Below are 22,330 nucleotides of genomic sequence, written 5' to 3'. Positions count from 1 at the left end.
GATTAAAATGACATTTTCCACTGGCACTGCACCCGACAATGTGGCAGAAGCCGACCAACTGTCTGATAAGTTTATTGCCTGTCTCAAGGCTCAAGCCGACGCACTGGGCTCAGGCTTCCCCAATCTGTCGCCGATGGAGGCTCATGCCATGGCACTCATTCTAGTTGACACCCTGGTAAAACTTCATGAGTCAGGCCTTGAGGAATCATTGAAGAGCTCTGATGCGCAACAGGCGACCTCATGGACTCGCGACCTTGCAATCTTGGAACTGGTTGTCTCGTTACTTCGCAATATTCAGCCACTTGACTTGGATGCAGCTGGAGACGAGGACGTACAAATCAACAGCTAAGACCAAAGGATTCACGCCAACTGATGTTGGCGTGAATCCTGAATTCTAATATCAGCAGATCAGAGCCATAACTCTGAAGACAATCATATAGCTGCGATCAGATCAGTGATGCAGGTTAGTTAGTTTGATCTTCATAGAAGCAAGACGCAAAACCAGCTGAACCAGCTCATGGCGAGTTGAGATGTTTCTTGTCCATTCTGGTTCTCCCACCTCAGATCAGACTCAAGAAGAAAAGGGTATGACGTGACCCCCTTCATTGGTCCAGGCGCAATGAGAGTGGGTGGTTATGCAGCAGCTGGTTGAGCTGCCTCCAGGGGCGTACGCCCCTGGAGGGCTGAATGCGGCCTCAAGGTGTTGTACTCCCAGCGCCAGCGATCAGCCAAGGTTTGGGCCTCGCTCACGCTGGTGAACAGCTCAGTGTTCAGGAACTCATCCCTGAACCGGCTGTTGTACGACTCGGCAAACCCGTTCTGCCACGGTGATCCTGGTTTGATGTAGGTCGTGGTAGTGCCGATGTTGTCAAGCGACATCCGCTTTTGGTCCTCCGCCTACCTAATTGTCGTCAAACAGTGAGGCCACCGATCGAGAAGCCGAGGATGTGGTCGTCGTGATCGAGATCACCGCCACCGAGCTGGTCTTCCAGGCCAAAGAGGTTGCTGCCGAGGGAGCGGAAGTGGGAGAGGCCATCAGTGTTGGCATCCGCGAAGGCAAAGAAGGTGTTGCCGTTCACCTTGGCATACGGTGCGAGGTAGGAGGCGTCCTGAAGGCTGAACTCGGTGGAGGAGGATTCACCATCAGCGATGGAGAGATTGTCAAAAGCGCTGATGCGATTGGCCTCCAGCAGAGCGGCGGCGGCGTAGCCGTCATCACCGGGGGTGAGCAGAGACCCATCGGCGGCACGCACACTGCCGCTGGTGTCGAGCACGCGGTAGAAACCGGTGACGGCGTCGTAGTCGGCTTCACGGGCCTGAATGATCGTGCCGGTGATGGTTTCGTCGTTCGTAAAGGCGGTGAAATCGAGCAGGGGTGCGGCGTGTTGCTCCTGGGCGATCAGAGCACCGAGCGTCTGATCGCTGTTGAGCAGTTCCAGATCAAAGCCAATGCCGCTGGCGCTGGAGAAGGAGGCCGCGCCGGTGGTGGCATCGACGCTGCCATCAAGGAAGGAGAAGCGTGAATCCTCGAGGCTGGCGAGATCCGCCAGGCTGCCGTTGGTGACGGCAAAAAAGCGGATGCTCTGTCCGTTGCGCAGCAGGAACTGACTGTTGAACGTCATCGCCTCGGTGAGGGTCACGTCGTTGTTTTCCAGGGCGGAGAACAGGAGGCTGGCGCGCTCCTGGAAGGCGGTGAGGTCGCTGACGGTTGAGGCCTCCTCGCCCTCGTTGAGGATCACGTAACCGATCTCCGTGACGGCATTGGCGCGGCTGGTGAGAGAGGCCTCCAATGCGATGGCAGCGGGTGCGGCATTGGCGGCATCAGCCACCTGCAGAAAGCCGTTCTCAAGAGCGGTGATCACCGGATCGAGGGCGACGGTGCCCATTGCGGAGGGATCATCGATGACGCCATTTTTGACGCCGTCCTTGTCCCCGAAGCCACCATCGATCAGCTTGAGCGAGAGGAAATCGGCAATGCCATCCCCATCGGTGTCGTAGAAGCGAGCACCGGCATTGATCAGGGGGTCGTAGGAGAGGGGTGAGAGAGCACCTTGAGAATCAATTGCGTAGTAAATCGGATTGATAGAGGGATCACGTTTTCCATCGCCAGTAATGAGGGTGAGATCACCAAGCAGAGCGGTGAGCGGAATATTGGCCGTGGCCGAAGGTGACTCATCACCGATTTCAAGCCCAAAATCAATCGCCTGGGAGCTGAGGTTAACCTGCTGGTCACTGAGCTGCGCACGCGCATGTTCTGTGATGACACTGTCGGTTGAGACAACAGTGACGGCAGGTAGTTGAGACCCCTGACTGGTGGAAGCGGAGACCGACAGCAACGGGAGTGGGGCTGCGACGGTCAGGCTATATGCGGTCCCTGCATAAATGGTGCCGTCGGCTGCGTAGACAGCATTGACAGTGTTGCTCTCCAACCCATTGGCTGTTGTGTAGTTTGTGAAGGTGCTGCCTCCGTCGGTGGAGATGCTCAAGCCGCCGGCTGCAGAGACGCCATCGTAAGAGTTCTGGGTCGCGGCATAAATAATGCCGCCACTCTCGTAGACGCCTACGACAGTGTTGGTCCCCAGCCCATTAAGGATGGTGTAGTTGGTGAATGTGTTGCCGCCGTCAGTGGAGATACTCAGGCCGCCAGCTTTAGGGTTGCGAAGTTCGCCAGTAGCGGCATAAATGGTGCCGTCGCTCGCGTAGACGTCCCAGACATTGTAGCTCCCCAGCCCATTGGCGGTGGTGTAGTTGGTGAAGGTGGCGCCGCCGTCAATGGAGATGCTTAAACCTTCCTCGGTCGCGGCATAAATGGTGCCACCGCTCTCGTAGACGCCATTGACAAAGTTGCTCCCCAGCCCATTGGCGGTGGTGTAGTTGGTGAAGGTGGCGCCGCCGTCAGTGGAGATGCTTAAACCTTTCTCGGTCGCGGCATAAATGGTGCCACCGCTCTCGTAGACGTCATTGACAAAGTTGCTCCCCAGCCCATTGGCTCTGGTGTAGTTGGTGAAGCTGGCGCCGCCGTCGGTGGAGATGCTCAAGCCGCCGTAGGTCGCGACATAAATGGAGCCGCCGCTCTCGTAGACGTCATTGGCCATGGAGCTCCCCAGCCCATTGGCAATGCCGTAGTTGGTGAAGGTGCTGCCGCCGTCGGTGGAGATGCTCAAGCCACCAAACGTCGAGCCCTGGGTCGCCGCATAAATGGTGCCGCCGCTCGCGTAGACGCCATGGACGTAGTTAATTGGCGCATTGGTGATGCTGTAGGTGTTAGGGGTAGCCACGGTGTTGTACCCAACGCCCTTCTGGGGACTGTCTTTCAGCCGTCCGCTCCAATCCTGCTGCCTTGCAGTTGGAATTGGAAGCGCAGGTGGAGCTGTTGCGGAGGCTGACGCAAGAGTCCAATGGGAGCTCCCGTCCTCAAGGCGTCCGAGCACGCCGCTGCTGCTCCACACGCTGGCGCCGGTGAGCTCTTCCCACAGGGCAATGAAACGTTGATCAGCGCCGGCCTGGCAACTCCACAGGGCCAGGGTGCTGATCCCCCAGCTGGCAAGGTTGTGAGCATTGGCCGCCAAGGAGGCGCTACCTATCACAGTGGCACCAACCTGCAGTCGTCCCGGGCTGCCATGGCTCAGCCAGTGCAGAGTTTCCACCGGCTTGGCTAAAAGCCGGCGCTGGACCAGGGCGCGACTCACGGCCTGCAGCGGCGGCTCCTGGCCATCGAGCCAGAGCACCGGTGCTTCTGCAGCCCTCAGCAGCTCACGGATCTGCGGGCAGCTGGCATCAGCCACCACCAGCGCTGTTTCAAGGGCGAAGGCATTGCGGCCATCAGCGATGGCGACCGGACAGAACAGGTGGGCCATGATGGTGCATGTCAAAACTGGTTCAATTGTGGTCGGGGTGGGGCACCATCCAACACCTCCTTTTGTAGGCATTTCTCGAATGCGTTATCTCCCTTTCAACGAACCTGGGGGGATTCATTCATCTCACAGCATTGACGGCTTCGCTGTAACGACGCATTGGTCATGTCCTTGAACCCCCGGGTGACCTGATCAGAGGGGTGAAAACTTTTTTGAAACCGGTGGGAATCAGCTGCAGCGTGTTTTGGCCTATTGGTTCGACGGAATTAAAACCTCAACGCCGCCACTCAACGCTGAGATACCTCAGAGCGGTTGAATACGAGTAGCAGATCTTCGTGGCTCGTACACTCACCTGCATGAATTACTGATCGGTGTTTACCAAACCAGGGGAAGACCAAAGAGATCATTCTGGGGCAGTACATGTATGAAGGTTTAGCATAAAAAGGGCAAAGTTACTTGGTCAGTGTGCTGTTAGTTTGTGGCCTCGAATCGGTACCCACTAACCCCTTCAGCTGCTCATAGCTTTTAACGTAAGCGGCAAGAGCTTGAATAAGCTGAAGACGAGATTGGTGCTTTTCCATCTCGGAATTGATGACGTCATACTGCTGCGCAAGCCCTACAGCAGAGCGTTCTTCGGTGTCAGATGAGATCTGCCGAGCGCTTTGTAAATCTTTGAGGCTGAGTCCTATTAATTGATTATTACCTGAAAGTTGGTTCAGTGTTTCAAGAGTCTGTGCCTTCAGTTGCGTTGCGGCGTCAAGATATTGCGCTTTATATGATAACGCTGATTGTTCATAGGATTTTGCTTGATTTCTCGTTGCATAACCATCAAAGATATTCCAGGAGAATGACAGACCAGCGTAGTTACTTAACGTGGAAGACGCGGCACCAGTAGGTTGTGTGGGGGGAGCGTAGTTCTGGCTACCAGCTGTATATTGGTAGGTCATATATCCAAGAAGTCCAATGGTGGGCAAAATACCACCCCATTGCTCATTAGCATTATCTGTGGCAATACGCGATTGAAGCATCAGTTGCTTTAATGATTCTGAGTGGGCTAGAGATCGTTTAACCGTCTCAAGATCATCCCATGGCCACGGTTTGATAGCAGGTGCAAGAATTTCGTGCAGTGTAATGGGAGAAAATACAGGTGTGAGAGCACCAAGCTGATTATTATCTGCGTCTTTTATAGGTGAAAGAAGCGTGTTAAGAGCAACATTCGCGTTCATTTGCTGAATTCTCAATGACTGTAGTTGCGTCTGGTACGAGAGAAGCGTTCGAAACTCTTGGTCATACTGAAAACGTGGCAAAAGCTTTAGCTTAACGCGGTTATTTGCCTCGCCAACGATCTTTCCTTGAAGCTCTATAAGCCTCAATACTTCTGCAATCTGAAAGCCCGTAAAAAGAAAATTGCCATATGACTGCAAAATTTGCTGGCGTTTCTCCTGTGTAGCCTGGAGTAGTTGGGATTTAGAAAGTTCGAGCTGGTGTTTTGCTGCTGCAATTTGTGGGTAACGTGAGGGATCTAGAAAGTTCCACTGAATTGTAATAACTGGATAAGCCTGAGTGTAATTGGAATAGGATTCAGCCCAGCCAGTGAGCTCACTACTGGATCGACCTCGGAAACCATCGCGTAAACTGCTCCCATTAAAGGGATTAAAGCTTGTACCGGATGTTGATGGTGATGAGGGTGTGCTAGGTGTACCACCGTAGTTCTGGGCAGAGAGAATATCGGTAAATAAAACGGAACTGTTCGACATAGATACACTCGGCCACCAACTTCCCTTGGCGGATTTTAATGAGTATTCGGATGACTTAACTTGTGATTTATATGACAAAACTGACGGGCTCTCCAAGACAATGTTATTCAGATAAGATGTTTGATCAAGGTTTAGCGATTTTTCTTGGGAAGGTGAATGTGTATCACTTGGTCCACAGAAGATAAGCGGAGGAAGCTGGGGAAGTGTCGAGAGTTCGGATTTTATTGATACTTGTTGGCAATTCAAAGATGAAGTTTTATCCTGCGCTCGAGCAAGCGATCCTACCAAAAATAGGATACCAAGTACGGGCAGAGTAGAAGTGATGATGTTCATGGAGTAATACCTGATGTGGATTTGACTGAAATTTGTCCTGATCGATCAATTTCAATCGCATAATCAAAGAGTGATAACGCTGATAAACGATGCAAAACAGAAATGTGAAGTTTAGAGCGTTTGTTTAGTAGGGCCATGATCTCCAGATGCTGCTTCTCCGGAAGATGACATGTTGCCTCATCGCTAATAATGATATCGTAGTCATTGACAAGCGCTCTTGCTATTTTAAATCTCTGCAGCTGGCCCAAAGACAAATCACGGCTAAATTCATTTACTGGTGTTTTCCACCGCAATGGAAGACTATCAAGCAACTCAGACAACCCAAGTTCCCTGCATGCAGCTTCTATTTTCTCGATGGATACATGGCGTGATGGATCAACCACATCAGAGAGATAGCTTCCGCAGGCACTAGCCTCCTGTCCCAGAACAAGTAATCGACAATCGGTAAGATTATAAGGTAGAATCTGTTGTCTATCATCGTACAAGTCCACTGAACCCGATCGTGGATTTAGATGACCTATAAGTAGGCTAAGAAGGGTTGATTTGCCAGAGCCCGATGGGCCTATAAGAGCGTAGCTGCGATTTAGATTTATTTCAAATGAGATCGGTTGACTAAATGGATAGTCAACGTTACTGGCTGTATATGTTAAATCAGATAAAACAATGCTCTGCGGAGCCGCTAAAAAAGATGATGTGCGAGGTTTCCTAAAGAAATTAATATCTCTGATAGCATTTGGCATCCAGTAAGTAGGAAGACTTTGAGCGATTGAAACAAGATCTTGAGCAACAGAGGCAAGTGAACCGCTTAATGTACCGATTGCAAAATAGATGACAAGAAGTGAACCAACGGACAAATTGGACCTTGAGGGATCAAGATAACTTCTATAATATTGATAGAAGATAAATGCATATAAAAACCCCTGGAAGAGTCCGTTTAATACAGAACTAATAGCCTCAAGCCTACCCGATTTAAGCAAGCTTTTTGACATAGCTACTCGGGCACGAACAAAGCGATTAATGTAGACAGATTCTGTATTCGTTAACCAAATACCTCTTATCTGACGAACAGTATCATAGATGGTTGATTCGACTGAAGACTGTTGGCCGATCACACGTATCGATATATTAGAGCTGAGGTATGAAATAACAATGCTGATCGCAGTAGGGATCAAAAGTATCAAGAATAAGTTCCATACAGCAGAAAGATCTGTAAAGGCACCGATTACAAGAACGTTGGCAATCATTGATATCACTGCCAAGGGGATTGATATAAACAGTGAATTTATGGATCCTAGAAACGCACTTGCCACACTAAAGGTAAGGCGCCAGCTACCGATATCTTTCTGCGGTAATGTACTGCTATTGGCGTCCAAATAGCGCCTTGCTGTTGCAACCTTGGTCTCAAGATCAAGGTTCTGCGTAAAATAGGTCTGAGCTAACGTCTGCATCGATGTAAAAAGCTGTGCAGTCAACTGCAAGATTATCGTTGCAATACCAACAAGAATGATGGGTGAAATTCGTCCTTCTGGTACAAAGTTGTCAAAAAGAGGTTGTTGGAGCAGCTCAGCGATTGCCGATCCAATGACTGGCGGACTGCCAAGCCCTATGGCCACAGTGATGATCGACCAGCGTCGCTCCATCAATGTGTTAACAAATTGCTTCTTTGTCAGTTTTTGCTTAGGTAGCGGCACTGACAAAAAGAAGACTCGAGGTTGATCACCGGCCCCAAATGAGATCTCAGAATCTTGAGCGCATTCGAGAGGAAGTAATTTTCTGTCATGAACAAGAAATGCGACGTTCGCGAGGCGAGATAGAGAAGAAAGCTGCCGACTGTTAAATGGAATTTCATTAACCTGAAACAACTCTGAGAATTGTTGAAGAAGCCCCTCAAGACCAAGATTCTCTTGATCACATATTGCTGATAATGAATCTTGGATCAGTTCTGTATTGAGGAAGGAACAACTCTTGCTCTCTGATAGCAAGTATCTAACGTACTCAGTAGTGGTTAGCCAATAGCGTTGATTTGATTGTATTAGTTTTTTGTTTGTCATTGGTTGGCGCCCTCCTTCTGAAGGTCTCGCATCATTACTGTTGGCAAACCACTTATGAACGAACTGTCCCCATGTTGAACAATAACTACATTGACATTGAGTTTTAAGAATCCTTCGATTATTTGTTTATGAAGAGTTTCGGGTATACTTACTAAAGACTCGTCTATCATTAAGAGTTTAGGTTTAAGTAAGGCGGCGCGAACGAGGGAAATCATCACTGCTTGGCCAGTACTGATCGAAGATTCGTTCTGCAGGATGCGTGCATTCTGCTGGCTAAAAACTGATTCATGGCTTAATCCAAGGTCAGCTAGGACAGCCTCATAGTCGTCATGACTGGCGGTAGTGCCAAGACGTGCGTTTGACTCAACAGAACCGAAAGCTATCAAAGCAGATCGATCCACGTACTGGACCAATTTACGAAGCTCAGTTAGGTTTAAGGTTCTGAGATCAACTCCATTGATTAGTACATGACCAGAGGTTGGATGTATTAGTCCCATAAGTAAATTCAAAAGAGTACTTTTGCCAGAGCCACTATTACCATCTAGGCGAATAGCAATTGAGCGACCTGATTTGGACTTAATTGTTAAATTGGCATTAGATAATACGGGTTTAGAGTATTTTGAATATTGAAATGAAACGTCAACAAGTTGTATCGCTGGTGCATTCTGCGAGATTTGAGGATCAGAATCGCTCAGGCTTCCTACATCAGAAGGAGCATCATCAAGAACGGGTAAGAGTTCAGCAGCGGATTGAAAAGTAAGCTTTGAGTTTTGAAATGTCTCTAAGAGCTGAGAGAGGGATCTTATTGGCTCCAATGCTGTTCCGATGATGACGTTAATGGCCGCATATGTACCTGTGGTAAGATTTCCATTCACAATCAGTATTGAAGAAACAATAAGCAGTAATGCATTGAGAGACTGGTCGATAAAACCCAGAAAGAATTCGCTGATCGCCCCAACTCGAGATGTTGACAGATCAGCCTTCGCAAGCGAAATATAACCCGATGCGAGTTCTCTCTGGATAGCGTCTTCTGAGTGCTCAAGTATGATTTGTTCACGTCCCTTAATTAACTTGAATTCAGCAGTTGCGGCTAAACATTCTGCTTCTCGTATCATGTAGTTGTTCTGAATATTATAACCATAGAATTTCAGACCTACATAGAGGAACCCAGCTATGCCAAGGGCAGAGACGAGACCAAGGGGTGGGCTAACAAGCATCACCGCAACTACAAAAACCAAAAGGTTCAACGATCCCGTAAACGCACTCAACACTGCAGACTGATACCCTTCTAAGGCTTCCTCAACTTGACTAAACCGAGACGAGATCAAACCTGAAGTCTTATTTATAAAAAACGAGTAAGGTGCATTAAATAGTGATTTAAATAGATCTATGTTCCATGTCTGGATGACTTTTTGTAACTGCCTCTGCACTGCAATCTGCATCATAAGCCCAGCCAACGAAACAAGAATGGAGAGGCTGATAGTTACAATAATCAAACCTTTAGTCCATAGAATTTCACCTTCCTCTACTACGTAAGTCATGAAGACATCTTGGGCTGCTGCGTTCAACAGTGCAAGAACGGCTGAAACAACGGCCAATACACAAATGATCGCAACAATAAGTGTCCTGCCAATCAGAAGAGAGGACAAGGAAACAGAGTGGATTTGACTTGCTGAGCTAAGATTTTGATTTTTAAAGATTTTTTTAATTGGACGGAACGAAATCTGTATGCCTGAGTAGTAATCTCTTATTTCATCATCTGAAAAACACAGAATGCCATCGCTTGGGTCAGCAATATAGAAACGAGTTGCGTCTGTCTTTTCAATCTTCCACAATAAACTAAAGTGCTCATTTCTAGAAAATATAATAGAGGGTGTTTTTGTTAACTCGTCCGATGCCACTCGAGCAGGGATTCCTCGAAGTCCAATTGTTGCTGCGAAATCACATAATTCACCTACCGTCATGCCACCTCGAGTTGAGCCGTAACGTTCGCGCAAACGTTCCAATTCACAGTTACAGCCTAGAGCTCGTATCACCATTGCCAATGAAGCAAGTCCACATTCCGTCTCATCAGATTGGATGGCAAGTGGGAATGGGGGTTGACGGCCGATCCGCTGAATTAATGATTGAATCCAATTAATGAAGTAGCTCATATCTGCCTCAGGAAGGGAATGAGGAGGCTGATTGGGCGTACCTGCTCAGAGATAATCCGAGCACTTGCCTGGCTGCCGGGTCGTAGACCCCAAGGAGGCTGTCGTCCTAATGTCCATATAGGCTGTTGATTCTTTTCTTCGATTAGCACGTTCACGAGGTAGGGAAGATTAACCTGACCTTCCTTACTAAAACTCTGCAGAAGCGACTGAACGATATCCTGACTCCCAAACGCTTTTAGCAGCTCAGCTGAAGTTGCAGGAGCGTCAGCTTTTGCTACAACTTTTCCTTTAATATAACCAAAGCGAATCGACGGGCTAGCAGAGGGAGATACCAAGACACGGTCACCATTCTTGATGCGTCCAAATTGATCCGACCCAACCAAAAGTATGGCCCTGAGCGGGCCGTGTTTTGGCGCAATAGTTACGAGAGGGTCTCCAGGATTTGCGTATCCACCAAGCTGTACGTCGTAACTAATCATTGTTCCATCGATTGGTGAACGTATAAGTTTCGATTGATCAAGCGCAAGTTGCGACTGTTTCACATTAGAATCTGTTGATATATTCTGCGATTCTAAATTAATTTTAGCCTGTGCATTTGCCTGCAAGAGCTGTTGATAATTAGACTTTTGTTCTTGTACACTATTCTCTAGGCCTGCAAGCTGTTGCTTTAGATCTACGAGTGAAGAAAAAGCAGATGCAAGTTCGTCACTACTCACCTTGTTTTGTGAATAGAGTTCTTGAACTCCCTGATAAGCTAGCTCTTGCTTTTGAATTAAGCTTCTCAGAGATGGAGCATTGCGATTGAAAAGTTTCTCGGCAGAGAATATGTTATCTTTGGCGATCTGTTCAGCACGCTTACCTGCTTGATCGCTAAGCAAACTCAATGGTCGTGATAACCCGAGAGTTTTAGTTGAAGCTTGGAGACCAAGCTGATCCATCTGTGTATCCAGAGACATGAGAATATCTCCAGCTTTTACTGGCTCATCCAGTTCAAAGAACTGCTTAGCAACGACACCCTGCTGTTTACTGTTAATGGTGTAGAAATGCTTACCGCGTACAATGATTCCGATCCCAGTTGATTCAAGCTTTAGACTACCAAAAATAGACCAAAGCAATGTTGCCCCTGTTAGTAGGGCCAGGCTACCTGTGATGTATACAAAACGACGATCAACTAAATCATTGGCACTTTTCTCAAGCATACAAGTTAATCAGCTGTGCAAATGATATTGATTTAGAGGCCAGCACACCACCTACAAATGTAGGCATGAGTGGACGGTGTTGCAACTGACCTACGTCAAGCCGATGTTTCCTGCATTGACAACAACCATCGTTCTATTTGTTGCATTTAGCTTCACCATAAGATTTTGCACATAATCACGAACAGTCACTGGTGATATTGTCAATTTGTTTGCAATTTCTTTATTCGTCAGGCCTGTTTTCAAATATTCAAGCACTTGCTGTTCACGCTTTGTCAATATTACGCTTGATTGAGAAAGGTTCCTTAGGAATGCTTTGTCAAGATAGCGACGGCCTGAAGTTATCTCTGACAGTGCAATCGCAACAGCACCTGTTCCGAACGAAGTTGTCATAAGCACTGCATCTATGTCAAATGTACGAATTATGTTTGCGATGGTTCCTTCCTGAAGTATATAAACAATCTTGATTGAATCGAAGTCTTTGCGAAGCAGTTTGATGAGTTTGGCGCCGTAATCGGAACTTATAGATTCAGTCATGAACAATAGGATATTGTTCGTATTCGCACACAGCTGTCGGACCTCGTTAAGGTCGGTGCCACAGCCCACGAGATTTGGAAACCCTCCACTAATACCCAACCTAGCCAAAAGATGCGCTTCCAAGAGTGATCCTGTTGCAGCTATTATATTGTAGTTTCGAAGCAAAGAATTAACTGTAACCGTCCTATTTGTGAATTCGCTTGTCGTCAGATCAAAGCGACCTGCTGGCCGTTCTTCTTTGTTCATCACCAATCTTTATCCATGACATGCATTCGATAACGAGGAGGTAAGATTGGAATTATTCGATTTCATTTCGATGAATGCTAATCGAGCTAAGTCTCGTGGTGTCAGGTAACCATTGCTAGCCATGGTGTGAGTCCGTCATACGTAGTTGTGGACTAGCTTCATCTTAACCCCAGAGATGAAAAATCTTCCCCATTTGTGAAAATGGGGAAGGGTGATGAACACTATCTTCTATGACTGCTGGTACTTCATTCGGTGGCACCGAGCATGTCGGGCTTAGTCTCCCGCATTTCGGCTTTTGCATCCAGTTCGCCATCCGTTGGCATGTAGTCACGGCGGGGCTCTAGGCCGCGGTCATTGAGTCCGTCCTCCCTTGTGGCGTAGGTGATGGGGTCACGCTCATCTCTGATGACCTCTCGCACATCGTCATACCTCCTCGCTGCTGGACTCTCCACTCCTCCACCGTTGCGACCAGGCATCTCCAATTCGGCTACATCTTTAGCGACCATATCCTCTCTCATCTCTATTCTTTCCTCTCGCACGTCGTCATACCTCCTCGCTTCTGGACTCTCTACTCCTCCTTTTCCACCCATGATGGGTTCTCGCTCTTCCCTTACCACCGTTCGCACATCGTCAAAGGCCTTCGCTGCTGGGCTCTCCACTCCTCCACCGTTGCGACCAGGCATCTCCAATTCGGCTACATCTTTAGCGACCATATCCTCTCTCATCTCTATTCTTTCCTCTCGCACGTCGTCATACCTCCTCGCTTCTGGACTCTCTACTCCTCCTTTTCCACCCATGATGGGTTCTCGCTCTTCCCTTACCACCGTTCGCACATCGTCAAAGGCCTTCGCTGCTGGGCTCTCCACTCCTCCACCGTTGCGACCAGGCATCTCCAATTCGGCTACATCTTTAGCGACCATATCCTCTCTCATCTCTATTCTTTCCTCTCGCACGTCGTCATACCTCCTCGCTTCTGGACTCTCTACTCCTCCTTTTCCACCCATGATGGGTTCTCGCTCTTCCCTTACCACCGTTCGCACATCGTCAAAGGCCTTCGCTGCTGGGCTCTCCACTCCTCCACCGTTGCGACCAGGCATCTCCAATTTGGCTACTTTGGCTACATCGTCAGCGACCATATCCGCTCTCATCTCTATTCTTTCCTCTCGCACGTCGTCATACCTCCTCGCTTCTGGACTCTCTACTCCTCCTTTTCCACCCATGATGGGTTCTCGCTCTTCCCTTACCACCGTTCGCACATCGTCAAAGGCCTTCGCTGCTGGGCTCTCCACTCCTCCACCGTTGCGACCAGGCATCTCCAATTTGGCTACTTTGGCTACATCGTCAGCGACCATATCCGCTCTCCTCTCTATTCTTTCCTCTCGCTCATATACCCTACTCGCTTCTGGGCTAAGTCCTCCACCGTTGCGACCTTCTTCAGGCACTATTTCAGCTCTTGCATCCCGTTCTCCACCTGTTGGCATGTAGTCACGGCGGGGCTCCATGCCGCGGTCATTGAGGCCGTCCTCCCTTGTGACGTAACGCCCTTCTCGCGCTGTGCTGATCCGGTCTGCCGCACGCTGAGACTCACCACCACGATTCTCTGTAGCGCCCTCCGATCCGGGCGTAGTCTCCCGCATTTCGGCTTTGTAATCCATTTCGGCACCCGTTGGCATGTAGTCACGGCGGGGCTCAATGCCGCGGTCATTGAGGTCGTCCTCCCTTGAGGCGTACGTGATGGGGTCACGCTCATCTCTGATGACCTCTCGCACATCGTCATACCTCCTCGCTTCTGGTCTCTCCACTCCTCCTTTTCCACCAATGATGGGTTCTCGCTCTTCCCTTACCACCTCTCGCACATCGTCATAGGCCTTCGTCGCTGGGCTCTCCACTCCTGCACCGTTGCGACCTTCTTCAGGCACTATTTCAGCTCTTGCATCCCGTTCTCCACCTGTTGGCATGTAGTCACGGCGGGGCTCCATGCCGCGGTCATTGAGGCCGTCCTCCCTTGTGACGTATCGCCCTTCTCGCGCTGTGCTGATCCGGTCTGCCGCACGCTGAGACTCACCACCACGATTCTCTGTAGCGCCCTCCGATCCGGGCGTAGTCTCCCGCATTTCGGCTTTGTAATCCATTTCGGCACCCGTTGGCATGTAGTCACGGCGGGGCTCTAGGCCGCGGTCATTGAGGCCGTCCTCCCTTGTGACGTACCGCCCTTCTCGCGCTGTGCTGATCCGGTCTGCAACATCTTGTGCTCTGCCGCCAAACTCGTCACGGCGCGGCTCAAGTCCTCGGTCGTTAAGACCTCCTTGGCTTTGGCCATCTCGCGCTGTGCTATCAAATTCGCTCGATGCTTCCCGAGCCTCACCTGCACCTTCTCGAATCGCCAGTTTTTTCCGATCTACACCAAGACGCTTAGCCACAATTTTACCGCGAGCCAGCCCCGTTCCACCTGCGGCTCCGACTACATCAGAATGAAGTGTTAACGAATGATCAAAAAGAGTGAACAACAACTCGAGCAAATGAGGAACTTGTTTCAGCTCTTGCACTAAATAATTTGTTTTCGTGTCACCACTGATGAGATGCGAAATTCCAGCGTCATGAAGGAGTGATACAAATCTATTTGAGTTATCTTGTACTGTTTGCGCGCTATACCCCTCATCGTCGAGCCACTTGAGCCAATCGGACATGCTTCGCTCGAATACACTAGCTTCACCACTCTCAATGGATTCAGCGATCGCAGTGAAGGCCGTTCGTAGTTCAGGATCACCTTCGATCAAGGCAAAGAACTCAGCCTGAACGGCATCAAGGCCATGTAGTACGAACTTAGTCATCGTTTGATAAGCAGTTTCCCGTCACCATAGTTGCAGGCAAACCCTTTAACCACCTACATTCGTAGGAGTTTCCGAATCAGGGCCTTAGCCAACGCCCTAGCTTGGCTATCGAGCCTAGTGAAGATGTAAAAATGAATACTTTTTGGTTTGCTGCGCGTCAGCTTCATGCAATCGGCGCAATTCACTGCGATGGCAGAGCTCATGACATGTTGGGGATGTAGATTGCAGAAGCAGACGACTTTGGAACTCACAACCAAGGCTGCGAGCTCCCAACAATCAACTTGATTTGCTCAAACATAGTCGAGGATCAAATTTAATTTTTTGGGATCTCGTGCTAACCCCTCAATTCCACCACGCTAATAGACCTCTTCACCATGAATGGTGCAAGAGCGGCATACATCCGATTGTGAATCTGGGTCGCAATGACAACAGCGATCCGGGAATACCACTAAAAAATTCAGAGTGGGACTTGCAGTCGGTCGACGATCTTCTTTCGCAGCACAAGGCCAACATCTTTTACCATTCTCTCGTCGATCGTGGTTAACTGGCGATCACGAAGCAATACCTGGCCTTCCACCATCAGATCGCAGACATCGTTGGCCTTGGTGGCATACACCAGCGCTGAGTAAATACTGCTAAGGGGAACCTGGTTGATCGCCTCCATCTCCAGCACTACGATGTCGGCTCGCTTGCCCACCTCCAGCGAGCCGATCTGTTGATCCAGATGCAGAGCTCTGGCTCCGTGAATCGTGGCGAGCTCAAACGCCTGTTGAGCAGAGATCATCTTGGGATCAGCCGTAACCAGTTTGTGCAGCTTGGCGGCTGTGTCAATTTCCTCCCACAAGCTCAAATCATTATTGGAGGCTGAACCATCCGTGCCCAAGCCTACGGCCATATCCCGCATCAGCATCTGTGGTAACGGTGCCACCCCCGAGGCAAGTTTCATGTTCGACTGAGGGTTATGTACCACGCCGACGCCATGGTCGGCCAACAGATCAAGTTCATGGTTTTCAGCCCAGACAACATGCGCTGCTACCATGCGATTGCTTAAAACACCGAGATGGGAAAGATGTTCCACGGGCCTGGCACCCTTGAGCCGCATACTTTCAGCCACCTCGTGTTGACTTTCTGCCAGGTGGATGATGAACGGGCAATCGTGGTCGAGAGCAAAACGGTGGGCTTCCTTCAGGTGCTCATCCCCTACGGTGTAGGGGGCATGTGGAGCGATGGCCGGGGTAATCAAATGATGACCACGCCAACGCTCCACAAAACGATGGATGACATCGAGCGCCGTCGCATAGTCGTTGGCATCGGGAGAGGGGAAGTCGATCAAAGCCTGACCAAGTAAGCCGCGGAGCCCAGCCGCCGCCATCTCCTCGGCAACGGCATTTTCGAAGTAATACATATCGCAGACGGTGGTGATCCCGCCTCGTATCAACTCAGCAAGGCCAAGTCGCGTTCCGCAACGCACAAATGCCTCATCCACGTTCATCGCCTCGGCTGGGAAGATCGTGTGCTGCAGCCACTCATCGACATCCTGGTCATCCGCCAGACCGCGGAACAGGGTCATCGGCAGGTGGGCATGGCCGTTGATCAACCCCGGAATCACCGTGCGTCCTTGGGCATCGATGCGATCCTGAGGACTGCAGACTGCTTCAACAGATTGACGCTCGCCCACCGATACGATCTTGCCGGCCTTAACAGCAACGGCCCCATCGGCGATGACACGACGATGGGAGTCCATGGTGACGACAATGCCTCCAGAGATCAGAGTGTCAACGGCATGCAAATCAGTCATCATTTGCGATGTCTTTAATCCAATTGTAGGCCCTTTCGCGACTGATGGCTCGGTCAAGAACTGCATGTAGAAACGCAGCGCTTGCATAAGAACAATAATCGTGCCATGCGTCTGTCTTTTCTGAATCAGCAAAATCACATACACCCTTCACGATCAAGGGAACGATCGGGCGCACATACGTGCTACACATCGAGGCGGCGAGTGCAATCCCGTACGACTCCATATCGATGGCAAGCAGGGAATGCTCTTTGCTTTTCAGGCTCTCAATATACGATTGATCTTTTATCACTTGCGGACCGCATGCCATCGCACCATAATGAATGGTTGGTATCAGATCAGAGGGCAACGACTGGCCGAAACCAACTCGAACTTGCTCTTGCAACTCCTGGGAATCTGTGTGCGCCATCAAAAAATCTAGTACCCACGGCGGTGTTGATACTCGATTCTGCTCAGGAATCAATTCACCATCCCTGAGCTGGCCGCTGGAGTGCTCAAAACATTGGCTAGCTACGACCAGGTCTCCTAAATTGACAGCTGATTTTACGCCGGCACAGATGCCAGTCATCACTGCTAGTTTGGGCCGCCAGAGGCACAACGCCTTCGTTGCCGTGACTGCCGAGCTGGTTAACCCTTTCTCCTGCTGTCGAAGGGCAACAATCCGCACATGTCGTGATGATCGCCTCCATTCGTAGACGAGATAGGAGGTCCCATATCGAGCCAGTCTATGACATTCACTTCCAAATACCCTTTGGAGCCCTACCAATTCTTCATGCAATCCTGTCATTATGAGAATGTCAGCCCATTCTTCTGAAGAATCAAGTCGGTTCTGCGGATTAGATTGCATGACAGGGGAGTACAGCTAGACAGTGAAGCAGCGATCACAGAGATCCAAAGGAATGACGATAACGATCAGACTCAATCAATCCTTATCTACTGTCTTCATAATGAGAGACCAGGTCCATTCTGAAGGATGTGCCCATCTAGGGTTCGAGTCTATGCAGTTCATGTGTTGGATGTAGCGTTCAACACAACCGGCGTAGAACATCAGGAGCGCCAGGCTGACCCGATGCAGGGTTTCCTCGTGAGCGGCATCAAGGAGCTGAGATTGGTTCAACCATGCTGTGGGAATCAGAAAGCCCAGGAGCAACACGGCGGCAGCCCCTGGCAAACGCCAGCTCGCCGCCAGTCGGTCTACGGCAAGGGCAGCCAGGTAGATCAAGCCAACGCCAAGGAAGAAACCGCGTGGTAGCAGCGTGCCTTCCAGATGAGGGCTGGGGATGTTGAAGGTGATCAGTAGAGAGCCAAGCACTGAAATCTGAGCCAACCGTGACGTCATCATCTCAACCTTTGCCTTTGTCGCTGCACCGCCGGCTTTGATGAAGCAGACGACCTCTTCCAGACCTAGGTTCATCCAGCGATTTGAGAATCTTGCGGAAGCATCCGGGCAATCAGAATCAACACAGTGATGACGCCATAGGCAATCGCCCAAGGCTGGCCCGTCCCCCAGCCCAGATTCAAAACGGTGTCTGCTGTTGAGAACGACCAGGCATGCAGCACCCCGAACCAGGACAGAACAGCTGCTGAGCCGCTACAGACTGCCGCAGCGAGAAACCGCTTTTCAATGGCAAAGACCAACAGGGCGGCTAACAGCATCGATGTGATGATCTGTCCTTGCTCAAGTGCAAAGGCACCCGCCGCCCAGACATCACCTGATGCCAACTGGGTGATCATCGACTCGTTGAAGGGTCTGGCCTCGCTCCCCAACCCGCCTGTTCGCAGGCCAGCTTTCAGTAATTGTGCTCCCCATCCCGCCAGGCCAGGCAGGATTCCCAACACCACGGCCGGCGCATGCCTGGACGGTGTGGCCTGAAACGCTTGTGACGTCATCGCAATCCCGATGTAGAGCACGATCGCCATACCGGCATCAATGGGAACTAGCAGTGAGATCAGACCGAACAGTCCAAGGAAGCAGGCTGCTCCCATCACCACACCATTGAGCCACGAATAACCCGAACGGGCCCCGAGGTCTTTGAAGCCTGAATGACCGATGTAGATCGTTGTCGGAAAACAGGATCCCAAGGCTGCGGCTGCCAACGTGCCGATGCCATCAATCAAGAGGCAGGAGCGAGTGCCGTAGTGATCTCCTGCGGCATCAGCGCTATCCAGATTCTGCAAAGACCCGATCACATTGAACAGTCCCATCGGTACGATCACCCCAAGCCAGGGAAGCAAGTCGGCGCGTGCCTGCCAGAGGGTGGTGAGGTGCAGTGTTGGGGTTTGAAGCTTGACTGTGCTGAGGCTGTCCTGCCAAGCGCTTGTCGAGGGATGAATCAGACCACTACTCCAGGCGAGCACCATGCCGAGTAATACGGCCATTAACCCCGTGGGTAAAGGCCACTGAACCCTGGCGTAGTAACCGAGCAAAATGACAGCCAAACTCGCCAATCCAACCAGTGGATTGGCATAGGTCCGCAAGAGGAAACCCAGGGCGATGTAACCGAGAGCGATGCCAGAGAGCGTGGAGAGCAATGCGGCACGAGGCAACCAGCGTCTCAAGCGATCGGCGCAAAAAGCACCCGCCGTTTCGATCAGGCCTGAGCCCAGGCAGGCCACCATGCCGGCATGCCATGAGCGTGTGATAGCGGCTGCCTCCGGCTGGCCACTGTTCAGAGCCGCCAGCTTCACTGGCAGCATCACCAGGAAGATGTAGGCAAACAGGCTGACCGTGTTGATCCCATAGGGGAGTGCTGTGCAGTCACTGCGCTTTTCCCGAGCAGCGAGGCGTCTGGCCAGGTGGGTGTAGGCCAGATTGCCGACCAACAGGCTGACGCCAGCAGCTGGCAGGATCTGCCCGAACAGCAGGGCATCGGGGTAACCGAGGATGCCGCGGCAGAGGCTGATGATGAGCAGGATCTGAATCAGGTTGTTGAGACCCAGAGCCAGGAAGCCATCCAGATCTCCGGGCCTCCAGGGGCCCAGAAGGCGCGTCAGTGCAGTGGGCATTCAGCCGGACCGAAGCTCAGAGGTTCTGGGCATCATCCCGGATTGAACTAACCCTCAAGCCACACCAATCACGCGAAGCCAAGGCCCCCATTGATTCACAACCCCCACAAGGTTGATGTCGACGGGCTTCTCATGTTGCGCCAGCCAACGATCGATCGAGGGTTCCAAGGTGATCAAAGGCCAAGAGATCCCTTCGGCCTGCTGGAGGGTGTAGCCCCCTGAGCCATCAGGCACCAACCGCCCAGGCCAGTGCGAGGCCTGTCGTTCTGTTGGGATGCCACCTGACTCTGCGTCAGAGGCGAACCCGCTGAACGGAGTCAGAACTGGGTGGATCAAGCTTGTGGGATCGGCAAGAGCTCTGCGCTGACGCTCACGCCACTGCGGGTGATGCCAAGGCGTGTGCCAATCGGGCATCACCGCCGCTGGTGCGTAGGCATCGCTCAGCAGGCGTTTTTGTAGCTCACTTGCTGTCACCTGCGCAGGTCGTCGTCCTGATTGCACCGCCAGCGCTGCCGCTGCTCCAGCCGCCTGGCCCACGTTCAACACCAATGGCTGCAGTCGTGTGGCGCCATTGGCCATGTGGCTGGTGCTGATCGCCTTATCAGCCGCCAGCAGATTGTCGATCTCGGCACTCACCAGTGCGCCGTAGGGGACACAGAACGGTGTGCCCGTCCAGCGCCCACCCCAACGGCAGCTCTTGGCTGCCAAGGGCCAATCCGGCCCAGGATAGTGATGGTCATTGGCGTAATTGCCCACAGCGATCGATTGCAGCGCACCGGCTGGATCGCGCGGCAAGGCAGCGCACGAAGACCCCTCGCCAAGGGGCAGCAGATCCTGCTCGATCACCGTGGCGCGTCCCACCATGCGGCGCCCCTCCCGCCAGTAGGGCATGGCGGCCAGCCAGGGGGCCGGGCTGCCTGATTCAGCAGGAAACGCATCGCCGAGTTGCAGCCAGCCGCCGCTCGCTTCCTTCAGGGCTTCGCCAAAACGCAGGCTGTGGGCCTGCATCTCGTGAAAGAGCTCCGCCTCCTGCGCAGGATCATTGCTGAAGGCTCGCTCCAACCCCCAATGCCAGTCGTTGCCATGGAGGGGCCAGTTGAGCATCACCAGCCCACCAGGCAGGCGCCCATAGGTGAGGGTGCGCTCCAGGCCGAAGGCTTCACAGGCGCGTTCAAACGGTGCTGGTAGCTGGGGGTAAGCGGCGGGATCGATGCCACGAACTGGATCCGCCTTCAGGGTGTCGCTCTGCAATTGCCCCATCACCACCCAGGTGGGCGATTGCACCGGTTGCTCCTTGAAGAACGCTTCCGTGCGAATCCGCTCAGCGCTGGGAGCACTCGGTTCGCCCCATTGCTCCTGTGGTTCCCAACCGAAGCGAAAGGGAGCTTCGGCCAGGGGCAGCAGATCGCCGCGATCGCTGCCATCGATCACCACCTGACAGCCAAGCCGGCGCTGCTCTCCGTCGACTTCGACGCGCACCGCCGTGATCAGCGACCCATGCCGCTCCACCGCCAGCAACCGGCAGCCTGGCCACCAGAGCAGCTTGGCCTCAGCCGCCACCCAGTCCTGCAGGATCTGCTCTGCGGTGGTGGGCCGGTAGCCGAAACAGCTCACCCAATTGTGATCGAGCCCCTCAGGCTCACGCCGCTCCAGTTCCCTGAGGAAGGCTCCCCACAGGCCCGTCTGCCAGGGGGTGAGCTCGTTGCCATCGGGGCAGCACACCCCGGCGGCACTCACCATCCCGCCGAGCCAGCGGCTAGGGGTCAACAACAGTGTGGAGGCACCACCACGCGCCGCCTGGATCGCTGCCGCCACGCCGCCGGTGCCGCCGCCCCACACGAGCACGTCGACTGAGTCGAGGGAGGCGCTCATGCCTGGGCGGAGTCTTTGCGGCAGATCCGCAATTGTTGTTCTTCCGAGAGATGGCCGAGGCAGCGGAAACGAAGACCCACCAGCTGGTCGTAAAGCGGATTTAGTTTGCACATCGGCGGGATGTGCACCAGCTTGTGGCCGAACAGCACGATGTCGCGTTCAAACGGACACTGGGCCGGGATCAGGTTCACGATGAAGCCCGCCACCCGCGGATCGCTGGGGTCGAGATCATCCAGCCAATGCTTGAGCGGCTCCAATGGTTGCCAGTCGTCGTTGCTGAGGTGGTCGATGCAGGGTTTGAGACCCGCCAGCGGCGCCTGATCACAGCCCAGCAGGTCGGCCCAGTGCTGCAACAGATCGAGTTCGGAGCGGCTGAGATGGCCATCGGCGAGAGCCACCACCACAGCGGTGCGCAGAAACTGCTCGGCCACGGTGGGATCCGCCGCCAGAAGCCGCGCCAGTTCACCGTCGTCCACCGTCTCCATCGCCTCCCAATCGAGCGCTGATTCCGGCAGGGTTTCTGAGAGGTGTTCCGCGAGCATGCGCCGCTCTTCCGCATCGAAATCGCCATCGGCCAGAGCCAGTTGGTGCAGGGCCGACAACCAGACCTGGAGGGAGGGATCGAGCGGCTCAGGGGAGGCCATGGGAAACGATCGTGGTTGGAAAGTGCAGCGAAGAGCGGTCGTTAGGATCCAGCGC

Annotated in this window: 15 protein-coding genes; 1 reads left to right on the top strand and 14 read right to left on the bottom strand. The window is 52.1% G+C overall.

Annotated features, from left to right (window positions below; all coding sequences use genetic code 11):
- The first annotated feature begins 7 nt into the window (after window positions 1–7).
- A complete protein-coding gene (locus tag SynWH8101_RS06885) occupies window positions 8–349 on the top strand; it encodes a hypothetical protein (RefSeq protein ID WP_130129127.1) in 342 nt (113 codons plus the stop codon).
- Window positions 350–633: 284 nt separating this feature from the next.
- On the opposite strand, the gene SynWH8101_RS06880 is transcribed toward SynWH8101_RS06885, so the two are convergent.
- The 14 genes from SynWH8101_RS06880 to SynWH8101_RS06815 all read right to left on the bottom strand — a co-directional run bounded on the left by SynWH8101_RS06880 (window position 634) and on the right by SynWH8101_RS06815 (window position 22,275).
- Window positions 634–879 (bottom strand): integrase core domain-containing protein, encoded by a 246-nt coding sequence (locus SynWH8101_RS06880; protein WP_130129126.1) that lies wholly within the window; start codon window positions 877–879, stop codon window positions 634–636.
- A gap of 32 nt (window positions 880–911) precedes the next feature.
- Complete coding sequence (locus SynWH8101_RS06875; RefSeq protein ID WP_165380948.1) at window positions 912–3,857, bottom strand: DUF4347 domain-containing protein; 2,946 nt, start codon at window positions 3,855–3,857, stop codon at window positions 912–914.
- Between the two features lie 449 nt (window positions 3,858–4,306).
- Window positions 4,307–5,944 carry a TolC family protein gene (locus SynWH8101_RS06870; RefSeq protein ID WP_130129124.1) on the bottom strand — a complete coding sequence of 546 codons (1,638 nt, stop codon included), beginning with the start codon at window positions 5,942–5,944 and terminating at the stop codon, window positions 4,307–4,309.
- Entirely contained in the window at window positions 5,941–7,995 is a 2,055-nt protein-coding gene (locus SynWH8101_RS06865) for an ABC transporter ATP-binding protein (protein ID WP_130129123.1), read from the bottom strand. The genes SynWH8101_RS06870 and SynWH8101_RS06865 overlap by 4 nt, the downstream gene beginning before the upstream one ends.
- Window positions 7,992–10,148, bottom strand: a complete 2,157-nt coding sequence (locus SynWH8101_RS06860) for an ATP-binding cassette domain-containing protein (protein WP_130129122.1) — start codon at window positions 10,146–10,148, stop codon at window positions 7,992–7,994. Before SynWH8101_RS06860 ends, SynWH8101_RS06865 begins: the two co-directional genes overlap by 4 nt.
- A complete protein-coding gene (locus SynWH8101_RS06855) occupies window positions 10,145–11,347 on the bottom strand; it encodes an HlyD family efflux transporter periplasmic adaptor subunit (protein ID WP_130129121.1) in 1,203 nt (400 codons plus the stop codon). Before SynWH8101_RS06855 ends, SynWH8101_RS06860 begins: the two co-directional genes overlap by 4 nt.
- 90 nt (window positions 11,348–11,437) lie before the next feature.
- Window positions 11,438–12,127 carry a response regulator transcription factor gene (locus tag SynWH8101_RS06850; RefSeq protein ID WP_130129120.1) on the bottom strand — a complete coding sequence of 230 codons (690 nt, stop codon included), beginning with the start codon at window positions 12,125–12,127 and terminating at the stop codon, window positions 11,438–11,440.
- A gap of 245 nt (window positions 12,128–12,372) precedes the next feature.
- Window positions 12,373–14,958, bottom strand: coding sequence for a hypothetical protein (locus SynWH8101_RS06845; RefSeq protein WP_130129119.1), 2,586 nt, complete (start codon window positions 14,956–14,958; stop codon window positions 12,373–12,375).
- Window positions 14,959–15,415: 457 nt separating this feature from the next.
- On the bottom strand, window positions 15,416–16,756 hold the full coding sequence (locus SynWH8101_RS06840; protein ID WP_165380947.1) for an amidohydrolase family protein: 1,341 nt from the start codon (window positions 16,754–16,756) through the stop codon (window positions 15,416–15,418).
- Window positions 16,749–17,540, bottom strand: coding sequence for a hypothetical protein (locus SynWH8101_RS06835; RefSeq protein ID WP_187007181.1), 792 nt, complete (start codon window positions 17,538–17,540; stop codon window positions 16,749–16,751). The genes SynWH8101_RS06840 and SynWH8101_RS06835 overlap by 8 nt, the downstream gene beginning before the upstream one ends.
- 135 nt (window positions 17,541–17,675) lie before the next feature.
- The gene (locus SynWH8101_RS06830) at window positions 17,676–18,167 is read right to left on the bottom strand and encodes a hypothetical protein (protein WP_130129116.1); all 492 of its coding nucleotides are present in this window, start codon (window positions 18,165–18,167) and stop codon (window positions 17,676–17,678) included.
- Entirely contained in the window at window positions 18,164–19,759 is a 1,596-nt protein-coding gene (locus SynWH8101_RS06825) for an NCS2 family permease (protein WP_130129115.1), read from the bottom strand. The genes SynWH8101_RS06830 and SynWH8101_RS06825 overlap by 4 nt, the downstream gene beginning before the upstream one ends.
- 54 nt (window positions 19,760–19,813) lie before the next feature.
- Window positions 19,814–21,631, bottom strand: coding sequence for an FAD-dependent oxidoreductase (locus SynWH8101_RS06820; RefSeq protein ID WP_130129114.1), 1,818 nt, complete (start codon window positions 21,629–21,631; stop codon window positions 19,814–19,816).
- The gene (locus SynWH8101_RS06815) at window positions 21,628–22,275 is read right to left on the bottom strand and encodes a Mo-dependent nitrogenase C-terminal domain-containing protein (protein ID WP_130129113.1); all 648 of its coding nucleotides are present in this window, start codon (window positions 22,273–22,275) and stop codon (window positions 21,628–21,630) included. Before SynWH8101_RS06815 ends, SynWH8101_RS06820 begins: the two co-directional genes overlap by 4 nt.
- Window positions 22,276–22,330 lie beyond the last annotated feature (55 nt).

The organism is Synechococcus sp. WH 8101 (genome assembly GCF_004209775.1).
GTDB lineage: Bacteria > Cyanobacteriota > Cyanobacteriia > PCC-6307 > Cyanobiaceae > Synechococcus_C.
This window is presented reverse-complemented; position numbering and strand designations above follow the sequence as displayed.

What these genes read in the sequence shown, in the direction of transcription:
- SynWH8101_RS06815 (WP_130129113.1), bottom strand. Translation starts at nt 22,275, where the DNA reads ATGGCCTCCCCTGAGCCGCTCGATCCCTCCCTCCAGGTCTGGTTGTCG.
- SynWH8101_RS06870 (WP_130129124.1), bottom strand. Translation starts at nt 5,944, where the DNA reads ATGAACATCATCACTTCTACTCTGCCCGTACTTGGTATCCTATTTTTG.
- SynWH8101_RS06880 (WP_130129126.1), bottom strand. Translation starts at nt 879, where the DNA reads ATGTCGCTTGACAACATCGGCACTACCACGACCTACATCAAACCAGGA.
- SynWH8101_RS06845 (WP_130129119.1), bottom strand. Translation starts at nt 14,958, where the DNA reads ATGACTAAGTTCGTACTACATGGCCTTGATGCCGTTCAGGCTGAGTTC.
- SynWH8101_RS06885 (WP_130129127.1), top strand. Translation starts at nt 8, where the DNA reads ATGACATTTTCCACTGGCACTGCACCCGACAATGTGGCAGAAGCCGAC.
- SynWH8101_RS06850 (WP_130129120.1), bottom strand. Translation starts at nt 12,127, where the DNA reads ATGAACAAAGAAGAACGGCCAGCAGGTCGCTTTGATCTGACGACAAGC.
- SynWH8101_RS06875 (WP_165380948.1), bottom strand. Translation starts at nt 3,857, where the DNA reads ATGGCCCACCTGTTCTGTCCGGTCGCCATCGCTGATGGCCGCAATGCC.
- SynWH8101_RS06840 (WP_165380947.1), bottom strand. Translation starts at nt 16,756, where the DNA reads ATGACTGATTTGCATGCCGTTGACACTCTGATCTCTGGAGGCATTGTC.
- SynWH8101_RS06835 (WP_187007181.1), bottom strand. Translation starts at nt 17,540, where the DNA reads ATGACAGGATTGCATGAAGAATTGGTAGGGCTCCAAAGGGTATTTGGA.
- SynWH8101_RS06825 (WP_130129115.1), bottom strand. Translation starts at nt 19,759, where the DNA reads ATGCCCACTGCACTGACGCGCCTTCTGGGCCCCTGGAGGCCCGGAGAT.
- SynWH8101_RS06865 (WP_130129123.1), bottom strand. Translation starts at nt 7,995, where the DNA reads ATGACAAACAAAAAACTAATACAATCAAATCAACGCTATTGGCTAACC.
- SynWH8101_RS06830 (WP_130129116.1), bottom strand. Translation starts at nt 18,167, where the DNA reads ATGAACCTAGGTCTGGAAGAGGTCGTCTGCTTCATCAAAGCCGGCGGT.
- SynWH8101_RS06860 (WP_130129122.1), bottom strand. Translation starts at nt 10,148, where the DNA reads ATGAGCTACTTCATTAATTGGATTCAATCATTAATTCAGCGGATCGGC.
- SynWH8101_RS06820 (WP_130129114.1), bottom strand. Translation starts at nt 21,631, where the DNA reads ATGAGCGCCTCCCTCGACTCAGTCGACGTGCTCGTGTGGGGCGGCGGC.
- SynWH8101_RS06855 (WP_130129121.1), bottom strand. Translation starts at nt 11,347, where the DNA reads ATGCTTGAGAAAAGTGCCAATGATTTAGTTGATCGTCGTTTTGTATAC.